18 protein-coding genes are annotated in these 20,200 nt (G+C 68.8%); 17 read left to right on the top strand and 1 reads right to left on the bottom strand.

The window, feature by feature from the left end; translation table 11 throughout:
• Window positions 1-2 precede the first annotated feature (2 nt).
• The 15 genes from KBC94_RS19255 (at window position 3) to KBC94_RS19185 (ending at window position 16,736) form a co-directional block, all read left to right on the top strand.
• Window positions 3-1,100 carry a glycosyltransferase family 4 protein gene (locus KBC94_RS19255; protein WP_294373650.1) on the top strand — a complete coding sequence of 366 codons (1,098 nt, stop codon included), beginning with the start codon at window positions 3-5 and terminating at the stop codon, window positions 1,098-1,100.
• 49 nt (window positions 1,101-1,149) lie between these two features.
• Window positions 1,150-2,043: an acetylglutamate kinase gene (argB, locus tag KBC94_RS19250; RefSeq protein ID WP_234193059.1), complete on the top strand. Its 894-nt coding sequence runs from the start codon at window positions 1,150-1,152 to the stop codon at window positions 2,041-2,043.
• An 80-nt stretch (window positions 2,044-2,123) separates the two neighbouring features.
• The gene (gene slmA / locus KBC94_RS19245; protein WP_294373645.1) at window positions 2,124-2,801 is read left to right on the top strand and encodes a nucleoid occlusion factor SlmA; all 678 of its coding nucleotides are present in this window, start codon (window positions 2,124-2,126) and stop codon (window positions 2,799-2,801) included.
• A gap of 212 nt (window positions 2,802-3,013) precedes the next feature.
• Window positions 3,014-5,257, top strand: coding sequence for a catalase/peroxidase HPI (katG, locus tag KBC94_RS19240; RefSeq protein WP_294373642.1), 2,244 nt, complete (start codon window positions 3,014-3,016; stop codon window positions 5,255-5,257).
• Between the two features lie 120 nt (window positions 5,258-5,377).
• Window positions 5,378-6,226 (top strand): fumarylacetoacetate hydrolase family protein, encoded by an 849-nt coding sequence (locus KBC94_RS19235; RefSeq protein WP_294373639.1) that lies wholly within the window; start codon window positions 5,378-5,380, stop codon window positions 6,224-6,226.
• A 130-nt stretch (window positions 6,227-6,356) separates the two neighbouring features.
• Window positions 6,357-7,037, top strand: coding sequence for a TetR/AcrR family transcriptional regulator (locus KBC94_RS19230; RefSeq protein ID WP_294373636.1), 681 nt, complete (start codon window positions 6,357-6,359; stop codon window positions 7,035-7,037).
• A 66-nt stretch (window positions 7,038-7,103) separates the two neighbouring features.
• Window positions 7,104-8,900: an acyl-CoA dehydrogenase C-terminal domain-containing protein gene (locus tag KBC94_RS19225; protein ID WP_294373633.1), complete on the top strand. Its 1,797-nt coding sequence runs from the start codon at window positions 7,104-7,106 to the stop codon at window positions 8,898-8,900.
• Window positions 8,901-8,940: 40 nt separating this feature from the next.
• Window positions 8,941-9,372, top strand: a complete 432-nt coding sequence (locus tag KBC94_RS19220; RefSeq protein WP_294373628.1) for a DUF2147 domain-containing protein — start codon at window positions 8,941-8,943, stop codon at window positions 9,370-9,372.
• A gap of 59 nt (window positions 9,373-9,431) precedes the next feature.
• Window positions 9,432-11,843, top strand: coding sequence for a 3-hydroxyacyl-CoA dehydrogenase/enoyl-CoA hydratase family protein (locus KBC94_RS19215; protein WP_294373626.1), 2,412 nt, complete (start codon window positions 9,432-9,434; stop codon window positions 11,841-11,843).
• A gap of 37 nt (window positions 11,844-11,880) precedes the next feature.
• Window positions 11,881-12,330, top strand: a complete 450-nt coding sequence (locus tag KBC94_RS19210) for a DUF559 domain-containing protein (RefSeq protein ID WP_294373625.1) — start codon at window positions 11,881-11,883, stop codon at window positions 12,328-12,330.
• Window positions 12,327-13,529, top strand: a complete 1,203-nt coding sequence (locus tag KBC94_RS19205) for an acetyl-CoA C-acyltransferase (RefSeq protein ID WP_294373623.1) — start codon at window positions 12,327-12,329, stop codon at window positions 13,527-13,529. Before KBC94_RS19210 ends, KBC94_RS19205 begins: the two co-directional genes overlap by 4 nt.
• 117 nt (window positions 13,530-13,646) lie before the next feature.
• Window positions 13,647-14,477, top strand: a complete 831-nt coding sequence (locus tag KBC94_RS19200; protein WP_294373621.1) for a thioesterase family protein — start codon at window positions 13,647-13,649, stop codon at window positions 14,475-14,477.
• Window positions 14,478-14,526: 49 nt separating this feature from the next.
• Complete coding sequence (locus KBC94_RS19195) at window positions 14,527-15,270, top strand: SDR family oxidoreductase (RefSeq protein WP_294373619.1); 744 nt, start codon at window positions 14,527-14,529, stop codon at window positions 15,268-15,270.
• A 73-nt stretch (window positions 15,271-15,343) separates the two neighbouring features.
• Complete coding sequence (locus KBC94_RS19190) at window positions 15,344-15,946, top strand: 2-hydroxychromene-2-carboxylate isomerase (RefSeq protein WP_294373617.1); 603 nt, start codon at window positions 15,344-15,346, stop codon at window positions 15,944-15,946.
• 25 nt (window positions 15,947-15,971) lie between these two features.
• Window positions 15,972-16,736 carry an enoyl-CoA hydratase gene (locus KBC94_RS19185; protein ID WP_294373615.1) on the top strand — a complete coding sequence of 255 codons (765 nt, stop codon included), beginning with the start codon at window positions 15,972-15,974 and terminating at the stop codon, window positions 16,734-16,736.
• 78 nt (window positions 16,737-16,814) lie between these two features.
• Here KBC94_RS19185 and KBC94_RS19180 read toward each other — a convergent pair whose 3' ends face one another.
• Window positions 16,815-17,237: an acyl-CoA thioesterase gene (locus tag KBC94_RS19180; RefSeq protein ID WP_234193044.1), complete on the bottom strand. Its 423-nt coding sequence runs from the start codon at window positions 17,235-17,237 to the stop codon at window positions 16,815-16,817.
• 77 nt (window positions 17,238-17,314) lie between these two features.
• Between KBC94_RS19180 and KBC94_RS19175 the strand changes: the two genes are divergently transcribed.
• Complete coding sequence (locus KBC94_RS19175) at window positions 17,315-19,204, top strand: ABC transporter ATP-binding protein/permease (protein WP_294373607.1); 1,890 nt, start codon at window positions 17,315-17,317, stop codon at window positions 19,202-19,204.
• A 26-nt stretch (window positions 19,205-19,230) separates the two neighbouring features.
• Complete coding sequence (locus KBC94_RS19170; protein ID WP_294373603.1) at window positions 19,231-20,169, top strand: 2-hydroxyacid dehydrogenase; 939 nt, start codon at window positions 19,231-19,233, stop codon at window positions 20,167-20,169.
• Window positions 20,170-20,200 lie beyond the last annotated feature (31 nt).

Here is a 20,200-nt window from a genome sequence, read left to right as displayed (position 1 = left end):
CCATGATTGCCCTGATCGTCATCAGCTTCCTTGTTTCCGCCTTCACCGTGCTCGTGCTCATGCGCCGGGCGCGGCGCCATGCGCGGCGCTATGCCGCCGACATGCCGCAACGCTTCCACAAGGGCCACATTCCGCGCCTGGGGGGCGCCGGCATCCTGGTGGGCACCGGCGTGGCCTGGGTCGCCTCGGGCATCACGGGCAACGACCCGTTCAATCTCAACTGGCCCTTTGGAACGGCGCTGCTCACCTTCGCCTGCATCCTGCCGGCGGTGCTGGGCGGCATCACCGAGGACGTGACCCAGCGCGTGCCGGTGCGCATCCGGCTGGCGCTGACGACGGTGTCGGGCGTGCTGCTGTGCGGGCTGCTGGGCATCGGCGTGCACCGGCTGGGCATTCCCGGCCTCGATGGCTGGCTGCAGGCCACGCCATGGGTGGGGGCGCTCATCGCCGTGCTGGGCCTGGCCGGCCTGCCGCATGCCTTCAACATCATCGACGGCTACAACGGCCTGGCGGGCACGGTGGCGGTGCTGGTCGGCCTGGCCATCACCCACGTGGCGCTGCAGCTGGGCGATCGGCAACTGGCCGGCATGGTGGTCTGCCTGGTGGGCGCGACCATGGGCTTCCTGCTGTGGAACTACCCGCGCGGCAAGATCTTCGCCGGCGACGGCGGGGCCTATGTCTGGGGCATGGTGCTGGGGCTGTCATGCGTGCTGCTGGTGCAGCGCCACTCGGCGGTCTCGCCCTGGTTCCCGGTGCTGCTGCTGATCTACCCGGTGTGGGAGACGCTGTTCTCCATCTACCGCAAGGCCGCCCGCGGCCAGTCGCCGGGCACGGCGGACGCGCTGCATTTCCACCAGCTCATCTTCCGCCGCATCGTACGTGTGGCCTTCGAGGACAACGAGGCCCGCCAGCTGCTCGCCCGCAACAACCGCACCTCGCCTTATCTGTGGATGTTCGCCGCCATGTCGGTGGTGCCGGCCGTGCTGTTCTGGAACAACACGCTGATGCTGGCCTTCTTCTGCCTGCTGTTCGCCGTCACCTACGTGGCGGCCTACCTGATGATCGTGCGCTTCAAGGTGCCGCGCTGGCTACGGCCGTAGTCAGCACCCCCGCCATTTCCCTTTTCCTCTTCATGTCACGAGGCCAGCCATGACCGACCCCGTCCTGAACATCCCTCCGCGCGACAAGGCCGAGATCCTGGCCCAGGCGCTGCCCTACATCCGCAAGTTCCATGGCAAGACCATGGTCATCAAGTACGGCGGCAATGCCATGACCGATCCGGCCCTGCAGGCCGACTTCGCCGAGGACGTGGTGCTGCTCAAGCTGGTGGGCATCAACCCGGTGGTGGTGCACGGCGGTGGTCCGCAGATCGAGGCCGCCCTCAAGCGACTGGGCAAGACGGGCCAGTTCATCCAGGGCATGCGCGTGACCGACGCCGAGACCATGGAAGTCGTCGAATGGGTGCTGGCCGGCGAGGTGCAGCAGGACATCGTGGGCCTGATCAACCAGGCCGGCGGCAAGGCCGTGGGCCTGACGGGCCGCGATGGCGGGCTCATCCGCGCGCAGAAGCTCAAGATGGCCGACCGCCACGACCCCAGCCTCTTCCACGACGTGGGCCAGGTGGGCGACATCGTCTCCATCGATCCGGGCGTCGTGCAGGCGCTTCAGGACGACGCCTTCATCCCCGTCATCAGCCCCATCGGCTTCGGCGAGGACAACGAAAGCTACAACATCAACGCCGACGTGGTGGCCGGCAAGCTGGCCACGGTGCTCAAGGCCGAGAAGCTCGTGCTGCTGACCAACACGCCCGGCGTGCTCGACAAGACCGGCAAGCTGCTCACCGACCTGAGCGCCCGCGAGATCGACGATCTCTTTGCCGACGGCACCATCTCGGGCGGCATGCTGCCCAAGATCGAGGGTGCGCTCGATGCCGCCAAGAGCGGCGTCAACGCGGTGCACATCATCGATGGACGCGTGCCGCACGCCATGCTGCTGGAGATCCTGACCGAGCAGGCCTTCGGCACGATGATCCGCGCCCGCTGAGGCACCGGGGCCGGCCTGGCGCCGGGCCCATACCGCCGACGGCAGAGTCGGCGCTTTACAAGAACTGGGGCAGCGCAGCGATGGAGAACGAGGAGCCGCTGGGTTCGGAAACCATGTCGGAGCCGGCCGCCAGCCCGGCCGCCCCACCGGCGCGCAAGCGGCCGCGGCCGGGCGAGCGCCGCGTGCAGATCCTGCAGGCGCTGGCGGCCATGCTGGAGCAGCCCGGGGCCGAGCGCATCACCACGGCGGCGCTGGCCGCACGGCTGTCGGTGAGCGAGGCGGCCCTGTACCGGCACTTCGCCAGCAAGGCGCAGATGTTCGAGGGGCTGATCGACTTCATCGAGCAGAGCGTCTTCTCCCTCGTGCAGCAGATCGCCGAGCGCGATCGCCCGCCGGCCGAGCAGGCCGCGCAGCTCATGCACATGCTGGTGCAATTCGCCGAGAAGAACCCGGGCATGGCGCGGGTGATGACGGGCGATGCCCTCGTCTTCGAACACGAGCGGCTGCAGCAGCGCATGAACCTCTTCTTCGACAAGCTCGAAGCGCAGTGGCGGCAACTGCTGCGCGAGGATGCCCTGGCCGGCGGCTCGGCCACGCCCACTGTCGATGCCCAGGTGCGCGCCGCCGCCCTGGCGGCCTTCGCGATGGGCCGGCTTCAGCGCTACAGCCGCTCGGGCTTCCGGCGCCCGCCGTCGGAGCAGCTCGACGGTTGCATCGCGCTGCTGCTGTCGGGACTGCCGGCTTCCATCGGCCACTGAGTCGGCAGCGTCCCGCGCTGCGCAAGCCCCCGCTGTGCCTGGGGGCTAATCCGGTCGCGAGCGCTGTCCGTAGTGGGCTCATGACCGCCGCTTGACTTCCGTCGCCTATGGCCGGGATAGGCGTTGTTGGCTCGCTCCGCGTGGGCCTTCTGCAGAGAATCCACGGCACCGTTTCCCCCACCCCAAGTCCCCACAACGCACAAGGAGCGCCCATGGCCAACGAGAGCTCGCAGAGCAAATGCCCCTTCCACCAGGCCGCCAGCAGCGGCACCACCAACCGTGACTGGTGGCCCCAGCAGCTGCGGCTGGACATGCTGCACCAGCATTCGGCCAAGTCGAACCCGATGGGCGAGGACTTCGATTACGCCCAGGCCTTCAAGAGCCTGGACCTCGATGCGGTCAAGCGCGACCTCACCGCGCTCATGACCGATTCGCAGGACTGGTGGCCGGCCGACTTCGGCCACTACGGCGGCCTGTTCGTGCGCATGGCCTGGCACAGCGCCGGCACCTACCGCACCGCCGATGGCCGTGGGGGCGGCGGCCGCGGGCAGCAGCGCTTCGCGCCGCTCAACAGCTGGCCCGACAACGTCAGCCTCGACAAGGCCCGCCGCCTGCTGTGGCCCATCAAGCAGAAGTACGGCAACAAGATCTCCTGGGCCGACCTGATGATCCTCACGGGCAACGTCGCGCTCGAATCCATGGGCTTCAAGACCCTGGGCTTCGGCGGCGGCCGGGCCGACACCTGGGAGCCCGACCAGGACGTGTACTGGGGCCGCGAAACCAAGTGGCTGGGCGGCGACGTCCGCTATTCGCAGGGCTCGCCGGGCGTCGAAGGCCGCGGCGTGCTCGTTAAGGACGACGACAGCAAGGCGCCCGAGAGCCGCGACCTGGAGAACCCGCTCGCTGCCGTGCAGATGGGCCTGATCTACGTGAACCCCGAAGGGCCGGACGGCAAGCCCGACCCCGTGGCCTCGGCCCGCGATATCCGCGACACCTTCGGCCGCATGGGCATGGACGACGAAGAGACCGTGGCCCTGATCGCTGGCGGCCACACCTTCGGCAAGACCCACGGCGCAGCCCCGGCCGACAACGTGGGCGCCGAGCCCGAGGCGGAAGACCTGGCATCGCAAGGCTTCGGCTGGCACAACAAGCACGGCTCCGGCAAGGGTGCCGACGCCATCACCAGTGGACTCGAAGTCACCTGGACGCGCACGCCCACCCAGTGGAGCAACGACTACTTCGAGTTCCTGTTCGGCCACGAGTGGGAGCTGACCAAGAGCCCGGCCGGCGCGCACCAGTGGGTCGCCAAGAACGCCGAGCCGAGCATTCCGCATGCCTTCGACGCCAGCAAGAAACTGCTGCCGACGATGCTCACGTCCGACCTGGCGCTGCGCTTCGATCCGGCCTACGAGGCGATCTCGCGCCGCTTCCTGGCCAACCCCGACCAGTTCGCCGACGCCTTCGCCCGCGCCTGGTTCAAGCTGACCCACCGCGACATGGGCCCGCGTGCACGCTACCTGGGCAAGGACGTGCCGGCCGAGGAATTCGTCTGGCAGGACCCGCTGCCCGTCGCGGACCACCCGGTCATCGGCGAGCAGGACGTCGACGCGCTCAAGGCCAAGGTGCTGGCTTCGGGCCTGACGGTGCCGCAGCTGGTGGCCACGGCCTGGGCCTCGGCCTCCACCTTCCGCGGCGGCGACAAGCGCGGCGGTGCCAACGGCGCGCGTATCCGCCTCGCGCCGCAGAAGGACTGGGCCGTCAACCAGCCCGAGCAACTGGCCCAGGTGCTCAAGACGCTGGAAAGCATCCAGGCCGAGTTCAACGGCGCGCAGAAGGACGGCAAGAAGGTCTCGCTGGCCGACCTGATCGTGCTGGCCGGCGGTGCGGCCATCGAGAAGGCGGCGGGCCAGGGCGTGACCGTGCCCTTCACCCCGGGCCGCACCGATGCCAGCCAGGAACAGACCGACGTCGAAGGCTTCGCCGTGATGGAGCCCTTCGCGGATGGCTTCCGCAACTACGTCAAGACGGCCTCGGCCGTGCCGGCCGAAGCGCTGCTGGTCGACAAGGCCCAACTGCTGACGCTGACCGCGCCCGAGATGACGGCGCTGGTGGGCGGTCTGCGCATGCTGGGGGCCAACACTGGTGGGAGCCAACACGGCGTCTTCACCGACCGCGTGGGCACGCTCAGCAACGACTTCTTCGTCAACCTGCTGGACATGGCCACCGAATGGAAGGCCACGTCGCCCGCCAAGGACCTGTACGAAGGCCGCGACCGCAAGACCGGTGCCGTGCGCTGGACGGGCACCCGCGCCGACCTGGTGTTTGGCTCGCATGCCCAGCTGCGTGCCATCGCCGAGGTGTACGGCAGCGCCGACGGCCAGCAGAAGTTCGTGCGTGACTTCGTGGCGGCCTGGACCAAGGTGATGAACCTGGACCGCTTCGACCTCGTGGCCTGAGCGTCTGCGCCCTTGCGCCCGCCGGCATCGCCGGGGAGGGCGTGGAAGAATGCGCCCGCCCGCCGCCGTCCCTACGGCCGGGCGGGCGCTTTCGTTCACGTCACAGAAAAAGGATCCTCCATGAAGCTCGTCCGCTACGGCAACCCCGGCAAGGAAAAGCCCGGACTCATCGATGCGGAAGGCCGTCTGCGCGACCTGAGCGCCGTCGTTCCCGACCTCGGAGCGGCCCAGCTCGATGACAAGGTCCTGGCCAAGCTGCGCCGCCTCAAGCCCGACACCCTGCCGCTGGTGCGCGGCAAGCCGCGTCTGGGTTGCCCCGTGGCCCAGGTGGGCAAGCTGGTCGCCATCGGCCTGAACTATGCCGACCATGCAGCCGAGGCCGGCATGCCGGTGCCCAAGGAACCGATCATCTTCCTCAAGGCCACCACCTGCATCCAGGGCCCCAACGATCCGGTGATGCTGCCCAAGGGCTCGGTCAAGACCGACTGGGAGGTGGAACTGGGCGTGGTCATCGGCCGCCAGGCCCGCTACGTCTCGCAGAAGGAGGCGCTGGACCATGTGGCCGGCTACTGCGTGGTCAATGACGTCAGCGAACGCGAGTACCAGACCGAGCGCGGCGGCACCTGGGACAAGGGCAAGGGCTGCGACACCTTCGGCCCCATCGGTCCCTGGCTGGTCACGCGCGACGAGGTGCCCAACCCGCAGCGCCTGTCGCTGTGGCTGGACGTGAACGGCGAGCGCATGCAGACCGGCAGCACCCGCACCATGGTCTTCGGCGTGGCCAAGATCATCAGCTACGTCAGCCAGTTCACGACGCTGATGCCCGGCGACGTGATCGCCACCGGCACGCCGCCCGGCGTCGGCATGGGCATGAAGCCGCCGCGCTTCCTGCGGGCCGGCGACACCATGACGCTGGGCATCGAGGGCCTGGGCGAGCAGATGCAGCCGGTCGTCGCGTTCAGGCGCTGAAGCATGCGGCGCACCCGCCCACGGGGCGCCGCAAGACCCCCGGCGGTGCCGGGAATTTCACAGGCTTGACGCCATCGGGCGACAGAATAAAAATGAACGACCGTTCGTTTTATTCTGTCCATCCCGAGCCATGAGCACTTCCAGCGCCGTCAAGCCTGCCCGCCAGGCCGCCAAAGGCCAGCAGACCAAGGCCGCCATCGTCGATGCCGCCCTGAACCTGGCCGCCCAGGTGGGGCTGGAGGGCCTGTCGATCGGCGCGGTGGCCGAGCTCACCCAGATGAGCAAGTCGGGCGTGTTCGCCCATTTCGGCTCGCGCGAGGAACTGCAGATCTCGGTGGTCCGCGAATACCACCACCGCTTCGAGCAGGAAGTGTTCTATCCGGCGCTCACCCAGCCACGCGGCCTGCCGCGGCTGCGGGCCATGTTCGCCAACTGGATGAAGCGCACCACGACCGAGATCGACTCGGGCTGCATCTACATCAGCGGCGCTTCCGAATTCGACGACCGCCCGGGCCCGGTGCGTGATGCGCTGGTCGAGTCGGTCAGCATCTGGCAGGCCGCCGTGCTGCGCGCCGTGCGCCAGTCGCAGGAAGAGGGCCATCTGCAGACCGAGGCAGACGCCCGGCAGATCGCCTTCGAGATCCACGGCCTGATCCTGGCACTGCACTACGAGGCGCGCTTCCTGCGCGTCGACGGTTCGGTGGACCGGGCCAACACCGGCTTCGACAACATCCTCGCGCGCAGCGCCACGCCCGATGCGCCGCCGGCCGCGCCACCCGCACCGACGCGCAAGCTGCGCACCGTGCGCTGACCGGCACCCTTTTTCTTCTCTTTCTTCCTTCCTCTTCAACCTTCTTCCCGAGCAGGAGACGCCCGCATGCCCACCTACACCCCTCCGCTGCGCGACATGCAATTCGTGCTGCATGAAGTGTTCAATGTCGCCGACGAATTCAAGGCCATGCCGGCCCATGTCGAGACCGACGCGGACACCATCAATGCCGTGCTGGAAGAAGCGGGCAAGTTCGCGGCCGAGGTGGCCTTTCCGCTGAACATCGGCGGCGACACCGAGGGCTGCATGCTGGACGTGAAGACCCATGCGGTGACCACGCCCAAGGGCTTCAAGGAGGCCTATGCGCAGTACGTCGAGGGCGGCTGGCCGGCGCTGTCGTGCGACCCGCAGTTCGGCGGCCAGGGCCTGCCGCACACGGTCAACCAGTGCGTGTACGAGATGCTCAACAGCGCCAACCAGGCCTGGACCATGTATCCCGGCCTGTCGCATGGTGCCTACGAGGCGCTGGTGGCCCACGGCACCGAAGAGCAGAAGAAGACCTATCTGCCCAAGCTGGTGAGCGGCGAGTGGACCGGCACCATGTGCCTGACCGAGCCGCACTGCGGCACCGACCTGGGCCTGCTGCGCACCAAGGCCGAACCGCAGGCCGACGGCAGCTACCGGCTGACCGGCAACAAGATCTTCATCTCCGCCGGCGAGCACGACATGGCCGAGAACATCGTCCACCTTGTGCTGGCCCGCCTGCCGGACGCGCCCAAGGGCAGCAAGGGCATCAGCCTGTTCGTGGTGCCCAAGTTCAAGGTCAATGCCGACGGCAGCCTGGGCGAGCGCAACCCCATCTTCTGCACGGGCCTCGAGCACAAGATGGGCATCCACGGCAACGCCACCGCGCAGATCGCGCTGGACGGTGCGGTGGGCAGCCTGGTCGGCGAACCCAACAAGGGCCTGGCCGCCATGTTCGTGATGATGAACGCCGCCCGGCTGGGCGTGGGCAACCAGTCGCTGGGCCTGACCGAAGTCGCCTTCCAGAATGCGCTGGCCTATGCCAAGGACCGCATCCAGATGCGCTCGCTGTCGGGCGTGAAGGCCAAGGACAAGGACGCCGACCCGATCATCGTGCACCCCGACGTGCGCAAGATGCTGCTCACCGCCAAGGCCTATGCCGAAGGCGGCCGTGCGCTGCAGATCTTCTGCACGCTGCTGCTGGACAAGGCCCACCACCATCCCGACGAGAAGGTGCGCAAGAACAGCGACGAGCTGGTCGCGCTGCTCACGCCCATCGTCAAGGCCTTCATCACCGACAACGGCCACATCAGCACCAACGCCTGCATGCAGGTCTTCGGCGGCCATGGCTTCATCAAGGAATGGGGCATGGAGCAGTTCGTGCGGGACAACCGCATCAACATGATCTACGAAGGCACGAACACCGTGCAGTCGCTGGACCTGCTGGGCCGCAAGGTGCTGGGCAACAACGGCGCCACGCTCAAGAAGTTCGGCAAGCTGATCGGCCAGCTGGTGGAAGAGGAGGGCGTCAACGAAAAGATGGCCGAGTTCATCAACCCGCTGGCCTACCTGGGCGACCAGATGACCAAGTTCACCACCGAGATCGGCTTCAAGGGCTTCCAGAACCCCGACGAGGTCGGCGCCGCCGCGGTCGATTACCTGCGTGTGGCCGGCCACCTGGTGTTTGCCTACATGTTCGCCCGCATGGCCCAGGTGGCGCTGCGCAAGATCGCCGAGGGCAGCACTGACCCCTTCTACACCGCCAAGCTGCAGACCGCGCGCTTCTACTTCGCCAAGCTCTTCCCCGAGACCGCGACGCTGATGCGCACCGCCCGTTCGGGCAGCAAGGCGCTGATGGACACCGACGCCGCGCTGGCCTGATCGCCGCCCGCCTTCCCTTCCTTCACGACCGGAGACTTCCATGCTTCTTCGTGCATCCATCGCCATGTCCCTGGTGCTGGCCTCGTCGGCCGCGCTGGCGCAGATGAGCCCGGTGGGCCTGTGGCGCAACGTCGACGACAAGACGGGCGAGACCAAGGCCGAGATCCGCATCACCGACAGCGGCGGCCAGCTGTCGGGCCGCATCGAGAAGGTGCTGAAGAAAGACGGCTCCTCCACCTGCGACCAGTGCACCGACGATCGCAAGGGCCAGCCCATCGTGGGCCTGGAGATCGTGCGCGGCGGCAGGAAGGCCGACGGCAAGGACCTGTGGGAAGGCGGCAAGATCCTCGATCCCGAGAACGGCAAGGAATACCGCGCCAGCTACACGCCGGTCGATGGCGGCAAGAAGCTTGAAGTGCGTGGCTACCTGGGGCCGTTCTGGCGGACGCAGACCTGGCAGCGGGCGCAGTGAAGCCGCAAGCCGTTTCAACGCCTGGCCAAGACACCCAACGGTCCAAGACACCCAACACCATGTCCAGATTCCAAGTCAAGAAAGTCGCCGTTCTCGGCGCAGGCGTGATGGGCGCGCAGATCGCGGCCCATCTCGTTAACGTGCGCGTGCCGGTCATCCTGTTCGACCTGCCCGCCAAAGAGGGGCCCAAGAGCGGCATCGTGCTCAAGGCCATCGACAACCTCAAGAAGCTCAAGCCCGCGCCCCTGGGCGTGCCCGAGGACGCGGCGCTGATCCAGGCCGCCAACTACGAGGAGCACCTGGGCCTGCTGGGCGAATGCGATCTCGTGATCGAGGCCATCGCCGAGCGCATGGACTGGAAGCTCGATCTCTACAGGAAGATCGCGCCCCACGTTGCACCGCATGCCATCTTGGCCTCCAACACGTCAGGCCTGTCGATCACCAAACTGGCCGAGGCGGTGCCGGAGAGCATCCGTCCGCGCTTCTGCGGCATCCACTTCTTCAATCCGCCGCGATACATGACGCTGGTGGAGCTGATCCCGACGCCCACCACCAACGCACAGGTGCTGGACGACCTGGAAGCCTTCGCCGTCACCGCGCTGGGCAAGGGCGTGGTGCGCGCCAAGGACACGCCCAACTTCATCGCCAACCGCATCGGCATCGCCGGCATGCTGGCGACGATGAAGGAGGTGGAAAAATTCGGCCTCTCCTTCGACGTGGTCGATGACCTCACGGGCAAGCGCCTGGGCCGTGCCAGCTCGGGCACCTTCCGCACCGCCGACGTGGTGGGCCTGGACACCATGGCCCACGTCGTCAAGACGCTGCAGGACAACCTGAGCGAGGCCACCGATCCGTTCTACCCCAACTTCGCCACGCCGCCGGTGCTGGCCAAGCTGATCGAGCTGGGCCGCCTGGGCCAGAAGACCAAGGGCGGCTTCTACAAGAAGGCGGGCCGCGACATCCTGCGCTTCGACCTCGAATCGGGCGACTACGTGCCCGCCGGCCAGAAGGCCGACGAGGTCTACGGCCGCATGCTCAAGAAACCGGCCGGCCAGCGGCTCAAGCTGCTGCGCGAGAGCGAAGGACCGCAGGGCCAGTTCCTGTGGGCCATCCTGCGCGACGGCTTCCACTACGCGGCGCTGCACCTGGGCGAGATCGCCGAGAGCGCCCGCGACGTGGACCTGGCCATGCGCTGGGGCTTCGGCATGAAGCAGGGCCCCTTCGAGCTGTGGCAGGAGGCCGGCTGGTCGCAGGTCGCGCAGTGGATCCAGGAGGACATCGACGCCGGCAAGGCGCTGGCCAAGGCGCCGCTGCCCAAGTGGGTCTTTGAAGGTCCGGTGGCCGAGGCCGGCGGCGTGCACACGCCCGAAGGCTCCTGGAGCGCCGCCGAGCAGCGCTTCGTGCCTGAGCGCCGCATGCCGGTGCATGCGCGTCAGCTCTTCCCCGAAAGTGTGCTGGGCAGCGGTGCCAAGGCCGCGGAAGAGTCCGGCACCACGATCAGCGACGAGGGCGACGTGCGCGTCTGGACGCTGGACCGCGCGGGCTATGAGGGCGTGCTGATCGCCAGCATCCATTCCAAGATGAATGCCATCAGCCCCGACGTGGCCGAGGCGCTGGCCGAGGCCGTGGCGCTGGCGGAGCGCGAGTACCAGGGCCTGGTGATCTGGTCGCCGTCCGACAAGTTCTCCGTCGGCGCCGACCTGCAGGCCATGCTGCCCGCCTTCGTGGTGGCCGGCGTGGGCGCCATCGAAGGCGCCGAGCAGGCGCTGCAGGACGTGATGCTGCGCATCCGCTATGCCAATGTGCCCGTGGTCTCCGCCGTGCGCGGCATGGCCCTGGGCGGCGGCTGCGAACTGGCCGTGCACAGTGCGCGCCGCGTGGCCGCGATGGAAAGCTACATCGGCCTGGTCGAAGTGGGCGTGGGCCTGGTGCCCGGCGCTGGTGGCCTCACCTACATCGCCCGCCGCGCGGCCGAGAACGCTGCCGCCTCCACCGGCACCGACCTGCTGCCCTTCCTCACCGAAGGCTTCACCGCCGCGGCCATGGCCAAGGTGGGCACGAGCGCGCTGGAATCGAAGAAGCTGGGCTACCTGGTCGAGGGCGACGTGATCGTCCCGCACAAGGACGAGCTGCTGCACGTGGCCATCGGCCAGGTCAAGGCCATGAGCGACGCCGGCTGGCGCCCGCCGCTGAAGAAGCCCTTCCGCGTGGCCGGCCGCAGCGGCGCCGCCACCATCAAGGGCCAGCTGGTCAACATGCGCGACGGCGGCTTCATCAGCCAGCACGACTTCCACATCGCCAGCCTGATCGCCCATGTGGTGACCGGCGGCGACGTGGACCCCGGCACCCTGGTGACGGAGGAGTACCTGATGCGCCTGGAGCGCGAAGCCTTCTGCGCGCTGGTGCAGCATCCGAAGACACAGGAACGGATCATGGGGATGCTCTCGACGGGCAAGCCGGTCCGCAACTGACCCGCCTTGCTCCTTCCCCCTCTGGGGGAAGGCAGGGATGGGGGCCAGTGCCAAAACACCGCTCATGCAGAACCAATCCACCTCCGTAGCTCGCACCCACGCGCGCGCCCTCCGCACCGCGATGACCGACTCCGAGCGTCGCCTGGGGTCGTGTCTGCGCGGCGAGCAGCTGGGTGTGAAGTTCCGGCGGCAGCATCCGCTGGGTCCGTACATCGCGGACTTCGCCTGCCTGGCGCCGAAGCTGATCGTGGAACTCGACGGTTCGCAGCATGCGCAGCGGCGCGCCTACGACGCGGCGCGCGAAGCTTTCTTCGAGGCGCAAGGATTCGCCGTCTTGCGCTTCGCATCCAACGAACCCTTCATCAATCCAGAGGGTGTTCTGCACGCCATTGCCCATCGACTGGCATCGTTGGCGGCGCAGGCGAGCCCCCATCCCAGCCTTCCCCCAGCGGGGGAAGGAGCCCAATACCCAGGAGCCCCGGCATGAGCAGCAAGCAAGTTCAAGACGCCTACATCGTCGCCGCCACGCGCACCCCCATCGGCAAGTCGCATCGCGGCTTCTTCCGCAACACCCGGCCCGACGACCTGCTGGCCACCACGCTGAAGGCGGCGCTGGCGCAGGTGCCGCGCCTCGATCCGCAGACCATCGAGGACATCGTCTGCGGCTGCGCCATTCCCGAGGCCCAGCAGGGCCTGAACGTGGCGCGCATCGGCGCCGTGCTCGCGGGCCTGCCCACCAGCGTGGGCGGCATCACCGTCAACCGCTTCTGCGCTTCCGGCCTGTCGGCCGTGCAGATGGCGGCCGACCGGATCCGCGTGGGCGAGGCCGAAGTCATGATCGCCGCCGGCGTCGAAAGCATGAGCATGGTGCCGATGATGGGCAACGCGCCCTCGCTGTCGCCCTCGATCTTCGAGCGCGACGGCGACGTGGGCATCGCCTACGGCATGGGTCTGACGGCCGAGAAGGTGGCGCAGCAGTGGAAGGTGAGTCGCGAGGCGCAGGACGCCTTCGCGCTCGAATCGCACCGACGCGCCGTCGCCGCGCAGCAGGCCGGCGAGTTCGCCGACGAGATCACCCCCATCGAGGTGACCGACCGCGGCTTCGACGCCGCCAGCGGCGAGACCACCGCGAAAACGCGCACCGTCAGCCTGGACGAGGGCCCGCGCCCGGACACCAGCCTCGAAGGCCTGGCCAAGCTGCGCACCGTGTTCGCGGCCCGGGGCTCGGTCACGGCCGGCAACAGCTCGCAGACCTCGGATGGTGCCGGCGCGCTGATCCTGGCCAGCGAGGCCGCCTGCCAGAAGTACGACCTGCAGCCGCTGGCGCGCTTCGTCAGCTTCGCCAGCAAGGGCGTGCCGCCGGCCATCATGGGCATCGGCCCCATCGAGGCCATCCCGGCCGCGCTGCGCTATGCGGGCCTGAAGCAGGACGACATCGACTGGATCGAGCTGAACGAGGCCTTCGCGGCCCAGTCGCTCGCCGTGATCAACACGCTGGGCCTGGACGTCGCCAAGGTCAACCCGATGGGCGGTGCCATCGCCCTGGGCCACCCGCTGGGCGCCACGGGCGCCATCCGCGCGGCCACCGTCGTGCATGCGCTGCGCCGCAAGCAGCTCAAGTACGGCATGGTGACCATGTGCGTGGGCATGGGGCAGGGCGCCGCGGGCATCTTCGAGCGCGTCTGAGTCGGCACCCTGGTCGGCCGGCGCCCAGGCCGGCCGCCCCGGGTTGCGGGTTCCTACGGAGGCCAGCGCGTCCCGTACACGACTCGCGCGCCCAGTCGCTTTATGCACACTGCCGCCATGAACGACCACCCGCTCGATCGTGCCCTCGCGCTGTCGCACAGCGACATCCAGTCCGGGCTCTTCACCGGGGCTACGAGCCCCGACTACTGGAACATGGTAGGGCCCTTCGGCGGCACGACCGCGGCATTGCTGCTGCAGGCCGTGATGCAGCATCCGGAGCGGCTCGGCGAGCCCATCGCCCTCACCGTCAACTACGCAGCAGCCGTGACCGAAGGTCCGCTGCAGGTGCAGGCGCTGCCGGTGCGCACCAACCGCTCCACGCAGCACTGGACGCTCACGCTCAGCCAGGCGGACGACGACGGCAAGCCCCAGCTCAACACCACGGCCACCGTCGTCACCGCAGCACGTCGGCAGACCTGGGGCACCACCGACGTCGCCATGCCGCAGGTACCCGAGCCTGCCCAGGTCGCCGGCATGGGCACCGGCCCCAAGGGCGTGGCCTGGGTCGGCCAGTACGACATGCGGCCCATCAGCGGCGGCATTCCGCGCGAGTGGAACGATGCCGGCGACCACAGCGAAACGCTGATCTGGGTGCGCGACGCCCAGCCGCGCACGCTGGACTTCCCGGCGCTGGCGGCGATGAGCGATGTCTTCTACCCGCGCGTGTGGCTCCGTCGCGCCCGGCCGGTGCCGGCGGGAACCGTGTCCATCACCACCTACTTCCACACCAGCGCGGCCGAGCTGGCGGCCGTGGGCGAAGGCTTCCTGCTGGGTCGCGCGACCGGCCAGCAGTTCCGCAACGGCTTCTTCGACCAGACGGCGCAGCTGTGGAGCGAGGCCGGGCTGCTGCTGGCCACCAGCCACCAGATCGTCTACTTCAAGGAATGACGCGTGTCGTTCCGAGCCCGCGCGTTCCTTTTCATCGCCAGGAGCCACCATGCCCCAGCCCGCAGCCCTGATCGTCGGCGCCGGTGACGCCACCGGCGGCGCCATCGCCCGCGCCTTCGCGCGCGAAGGCTATGCCGCATGCGTCACCCGCCGCAGCGCCGACAAGCTGGCACCGCTTGTGGCGCAGATCCAGGCCGACGGCGGCTCGGCCCATGCCTTCGGCAGCGATGCCCGCAAGGAGGAGGAGGTCGTCGCGCTGGTCGAGCAGATCGAATCGACCATCGGGCCCATCGAGGTGATGGTGTTCAACATCGGCGCGAACGTGCCCGAGAGCATCCTCACCGAGACGGCGCGCAAGTACTTCAAGGTCTGGGAGATGGCCTGCTTCTCGGGCTTCCTCAATGCCCGCGAGGTCGCCAAGCGCATGGTGGCCCGGCCGCTGCCGGCGGGCGGCCAGCGCGGCACCATCCTGTTCACCGGGGCCACGGCCTCGCTGCGCGGCGGCGCCAACTTCGCCGCCTTCTCGGGCGCCAAGATGGCATTGCGTGCGCTGGCGCAGAGCATGGCGCGCGAGCTGGGGCCGCAGGGCGTCCATGTGGCCCACACCATCATCGATGGCGCCATCGACACCGAATTCATCCGCAGCAACTTTCCCGAACGCTATGCGCGCAAGGCGGAGGACGGCATCCTGAACCCCGATCACATCGCCCAGGCCTACGTCATGCTGCACCGCCAGCCGCGCGACGCCTGGACCCACGAGCTGGACCTGCGGCCGTGGATCGAGAATTTCTGAGCACGGCCTGTGCGTCAGGCGGGCCCGCCCGGCATCATTGCGGCACCCCTACGACAAATACAGGAGACACCCCATGACCGCTCCCGCCCGCGTCGAATGCTTCTTCGACTTCGGCAGCCCCGCCGCCTACCTGGCCTGGATGCAGCTGCCCCATGTGTGTGCCGACACCGGCGCCGAGCTGGTGTGGCGACCCATGCTGCTGGGCGGCGTCTTCCAGGCCACGGGCAACCGCTCGCCGGCCGAGGTCGAGGCCAAGGGCCGCTACATGCGTGATGACCTGCAGCGTTTCGCTCGCCGCGCCGGCGTGCCCTTTGAGCACAATCCGCACTTCCCCATCAACACGCTGACGCTGATGCGCGGCGCCATGGCGATGCAGCTGCATCGGCCCGAACGCTTCCAGGGCTACGCGCAGGCCGTGTTCGACGCCATGTGGGCGCAGCCGCGCAACCTGGGCGATACGGGCGAGCTGGCCGCCGTGCTCACGGCCGCCGGCTTCAATGCCGCTGAATGCCTGGCGCTGGCCGGCCAGCAGGACGTCAAGGACCAGCTCAAGGCCACCACGCAGGAGGCTGTGGAGCGCGGCGTGTTCGGCGCGCCGACGATGTTCGTCGGCGACCAGATGTTCTGGGGCCAGGACCGGCTGGACTTCGTGCGCGACGCCCTCGTGCCCCGTTGATTTTTCTCTTCACCTCACCAACACCATGAGCGACATCCTCGTCCACACCGAAGCGGGTGTGACCACCCTGACCTTCAACCGCGTCGACAAGAAGAACTCCATCACCAGCAGCATGTACGCCGAACTGGCCGATGCGTTCGATGCCGCGCGCGACGACGCGGCCGTGCGCTGCGTGCTGATCCAGGGCGACGCCACCATCTTCTCGGCCGGCAACGACATCGGCGACTTCCTGAACAAGCCGCCGTCGGGCCAGGACTCGCCGGTGTTCCGCTTCCTGCGCGGCATCGCGGCCTTTACCAAGCCGGTGGTCGCGGCCGTGTGCGGCCCGGCGGTGGGCATCGGCACCACGCTGCTCTTCCACTGCGACCTCGTCTATGCCGGCGACAACGCGGCGTTCTCGATGCCCTTCGTCAACCTCGGCCTGTGCCCCGAGGCGGCGTCCAGCCTGCTGGTGCCCCAGATGTTCGGCTACCACCGCGCGGCCGAGGCGCTGCTGCTGGGTGAGCCCTTCATGGCCGAGGCCGCGCTCGAAGTGGGCCTGGTCAACCGCGTGCTGCCGCCCACCGAGTGCAATGCCTATGCGCAGCAGCAGGCCCGCAAGCTGGCGGCCAAGCCGTTGTCGGCGCTGATCGAGACCAAGCGCCTGCTCAAGAAGACGCAGTCCGCCGCCGTGGTCGAGCGCATGGACGAGGAGGGCGCGAGCTTCGGCCGCATGCTGCGCGAACCCGCGGCCCGCGAGGCCTTCACGGCCTTCATGGAAAAGCGTCGGCCGGACTTCAGCAAGGTCTGAGGCCGCAGGGCCCGGCCGGCGGCGCAGCGTGCCCGGAGCCCGCGCGCCATCTGGCAAGCGGGCCGGGATCGACGGCCCTCAGCCCTTGGGCGTCACGACCGGGCGCGGCCGGCCGTTCTCGTCGATGGCCACGTAGGTGAGGGACGCCTCGGTCACCTTGACGTACTCGCCCTGCTGGCGGATGCGCTCGGCGAAGACCTCGACTTTCACCGTGACCGAGGTGCGGCCCACGCGCGTGACGGCGGCATAGAAGGACAGCAGGTCGCCCACGCGCACGGGCTGCTTGAAGATGAATTCGTTGACCGCCACGGTGGCCATGCGACCCTGCGCATAGCGGGCCGGGATCACCGAGCCGGCCAGGTCGACCTGGGCCATGACCCAGCCGCCGAAGATGTCGCCGTTGCCGTTGGTGTCGGCCGGCATCGGGATCACCTTGAGCACCAGCTCCATATCGGCGGGCAGGCTTTTGAGGACGGCGGGGGCGGCGGTCGGGGCGGTCATTGGACAATCCGGGAAAACAACGCCGCGGATTGTCCCGCATGCGACTCGCCCCTCGGCCCGTCGCGACACAAACCCCCATGAGACCTGCCCACCCTTTGCCGCCCGCTGCCGAGCCCGGCGCGCTCGCGCCCGCGCGCAGCGATGCCGCCACGCTGCGGCGCCTGTTCCCCTACCTGTGGGCCTACAAGTGGCGGGTGCTGGCGGCCCTGCTGTTCATGGTGGGCGCCAAGCTGGCCAACGTGAGCGTGCCGGTGCTGCTCAAGCACCTCGTCGATGCGATGACGCTGCAGCCCGGCGACCCGCGCGCGCTGCTGGTGGTGCCGGCTGCGCTGCTGGTGGGCTACGGGCTGCTGCGCTTTTCCACCTCGCTCTTCACCGAGCTGCGCGAGCTGGTCTTCGCCCGCGCCACCGAGGGTGCGGCGCGGCGCATCTCGCTGGAGGTGTTCCGGCACCTGCACGGGCTGTCGCTGCGCTTCCATCTGGAGCGGCAGACGGGCGGCATGACGCGCGACATCGAGCGCGGCAGCCAGGCGGTGCATTCGCTCATCTCCTATTCGCTCTACAGCATCGTGCCCACGCTGATCGAGCTGGTGCTGGTGCTCGGCATCCTGGGCGTGCGCTTCGACTGGTGGTTCGTCGCCATCACGGGCTCCGCGCTGGTGGTGTACATCGGCTTCACCGTGTGGGTGACCGAATGGCGCACGCAGTTCCGGCGCAGCATGAACGAGCTGGGCGCCAAGGCGCAGAGCCGAGCCGTGGATTCGCTGCTGAACTACGAGACGGTCAAGTACTTCAACAACGAGGGTTTCGAGGCCCGCCGCTACGACGAGCAGTTGGAGCGCTACCGCCGCGCCGCCGTGCGCAGCCAGACCACGCTGTCGCTGCTCAACACCGGCCAGCAGATGCTGATCGCGCTCAGCCTGGTGGCCATGCTGTGGCGTGCCACGCAGGGCGTGGTGGACGGGCGCATGACGCTGGGCGATCTGGTCATGGTCAATGCCTTCATGATCCAGCTGTACATCCCGCTCAACTTCCTGGGCGTGCTCTACCGCGAGATCAAGCAGAGCCTGGTGGACCTGGAGAAGATGTTCGCCCTGCTGGAGCGCGAGCGCGAGGTGGCCGACGCACCCGGCGCCCGGCCGCTGCGCCATCCGGAGGGCGACGTGCAGTTCGACGACGTGCACTTCGCCTATGAGCCGGCGCGACCCATCCTGCGCGGCCTGAGCTTCACCATCCCGGCCGGCAAGACGGTCGCGGTGGTCGGCCCTTCGGGTGCGGGCAAGTCCACGCTGGCGCGGCTGCTGTACCGCTTCTACGATGTCGATCCGGCCTCGGCCGGCACTGGCGGCGGCGCCATCCGCATCGGCGGGCAGGACATCCGCGAAGTGACCCAGCACAGCCTGCGCGCGGCCATCGGCATCGTGCCGCAGGACACGGTGCTCTTCAACGACACCATCGGCTACAACATCGCCTACGGCCGGCCCGACGCCAGCCAGGCCGAGGTGGAGGCGGCGGCGCGCGCGGCCCGCATCCACGCCTTCATCGCCGCCACGCCCAAGGGCTACGACACCACGGTGGGCGAGCGCGGCCTCAAGCTCTCCGGCGGCGAGAAGCAGCGCGTGGCCATCGCCCGCACACTGCTCAAGAACCCGCCCATCCTGATCTTCGACGAGGCCACGTCGGCGCTCGACTCCGCCAACGAGCGCGCCATCCAGGCCGAGCTGGCCAGCGCTGCGCGCGGCAAGACCACGCTGGTGATCGCGCACCGCCTGTCGACGGTGGTCGACGCGCACGAGATCCTGGTGCTCGACGCCGGCCACGTGGTCGAGCGCGGCACCCATGCCGAGCTGCTGGCGCGCGGCGGCGTGTACGCGCGCATGTGGTCGCTGCAGCAGAACGAGCGCCCGGCCGAGGCCTCGCCTGTTCCGTTGATCGCCTCGCCCGACGGCGCCGCGCAGCCCGCCTGACCCGTTTCTTGCTTCCCTTCGCTTCCATGTCCGCCAAGATCCCTCTTCTCGTCCTCAACCAGCAGACGCCCGCGCATGTGCAGCAGATCGGCGCCGTCTACGACCTCGTCTACGCACCGACGCCGGCAGAGCGTGCCGCCGCCATCGCCAGCCGGGGCCGCGACTTCCGCGCCGTGCTCACCATCGGCACCGTGGGCCTGACGCCCGAAGAGATCGCGGCCATGCCGGCGCTGGAGCTGGTGTGCTGCATGGGCGTGGGCTATGAGGGCCTGCCGATGGATGCGCTGCGGGCGCGCGGCATCGTCACGGCCAACGGCGCCGGCACCAACGACAGCACGGTGGCCGACCATGCCTTCGGCCTGATCCTGGCCATCGTGCGCCGCATTCCCGAGCGCGACCGGCTGTGCCGCGAGGGCGTGTGGCGCGACGTGCTCACCATGCCGCCGCAGCTCGAAGGCCGGCGCCTGGGCATCTTCGGCATGGGCGCCATCGGTGCCAAGCTGGCGCGCCGCGCCGCCGGCTTCGACATGCCGGTGGGCTACCACAACCGCAAGCCGGTCGAAGGCTCGCCGCACCGCTACTTCGACGATCTGGCCGAGCTCGCACGCTGGTGCGACGTGCTGGTGTGCGCGGCGCCGGGCGGCGCGGCCACACGGCACAAGGTGAATGCGCAGGTGCTGCAGGCGCTGGGCCCGCAGGGCTACCTGGTCAACGTGGGCCGCGGCAGCCTGGTCGATACCGAGGCGCTGGCCGAAGCCTTGCGCAGCGAGACCATCGCCGGTGCCGCGCTCGACGTGTACGAGAGCGAGCCCAGGCGGCCGGAGCCGCTCATCGGCCTCGCCAACATCGTGCTCTCGCCCCATATGGCCGGCTGGTCGCCCGAGGCCGTGCAATGCAGCGTGGACCGCTTCATGGCCAATGCTGAAGGCCATTTCGCCGGCCGTGGCGTGGTGTCGCCGATCTGAGTGCCTGCATCGCCGAGCACCGCACCCCGCA

It is taken from the genome of Pseudacidovorax sp. (assembly GCF_017991995.1).
Taxonomy (GTDB): Bacteria; Pseudomonadota; Gammaproteobacteria; order Burkholderiales; family Burkholderiaceae_C; genus Xenophilus.
This window is presented reverse-complemented; position numbering and strand designations above follow the sequence as displayed.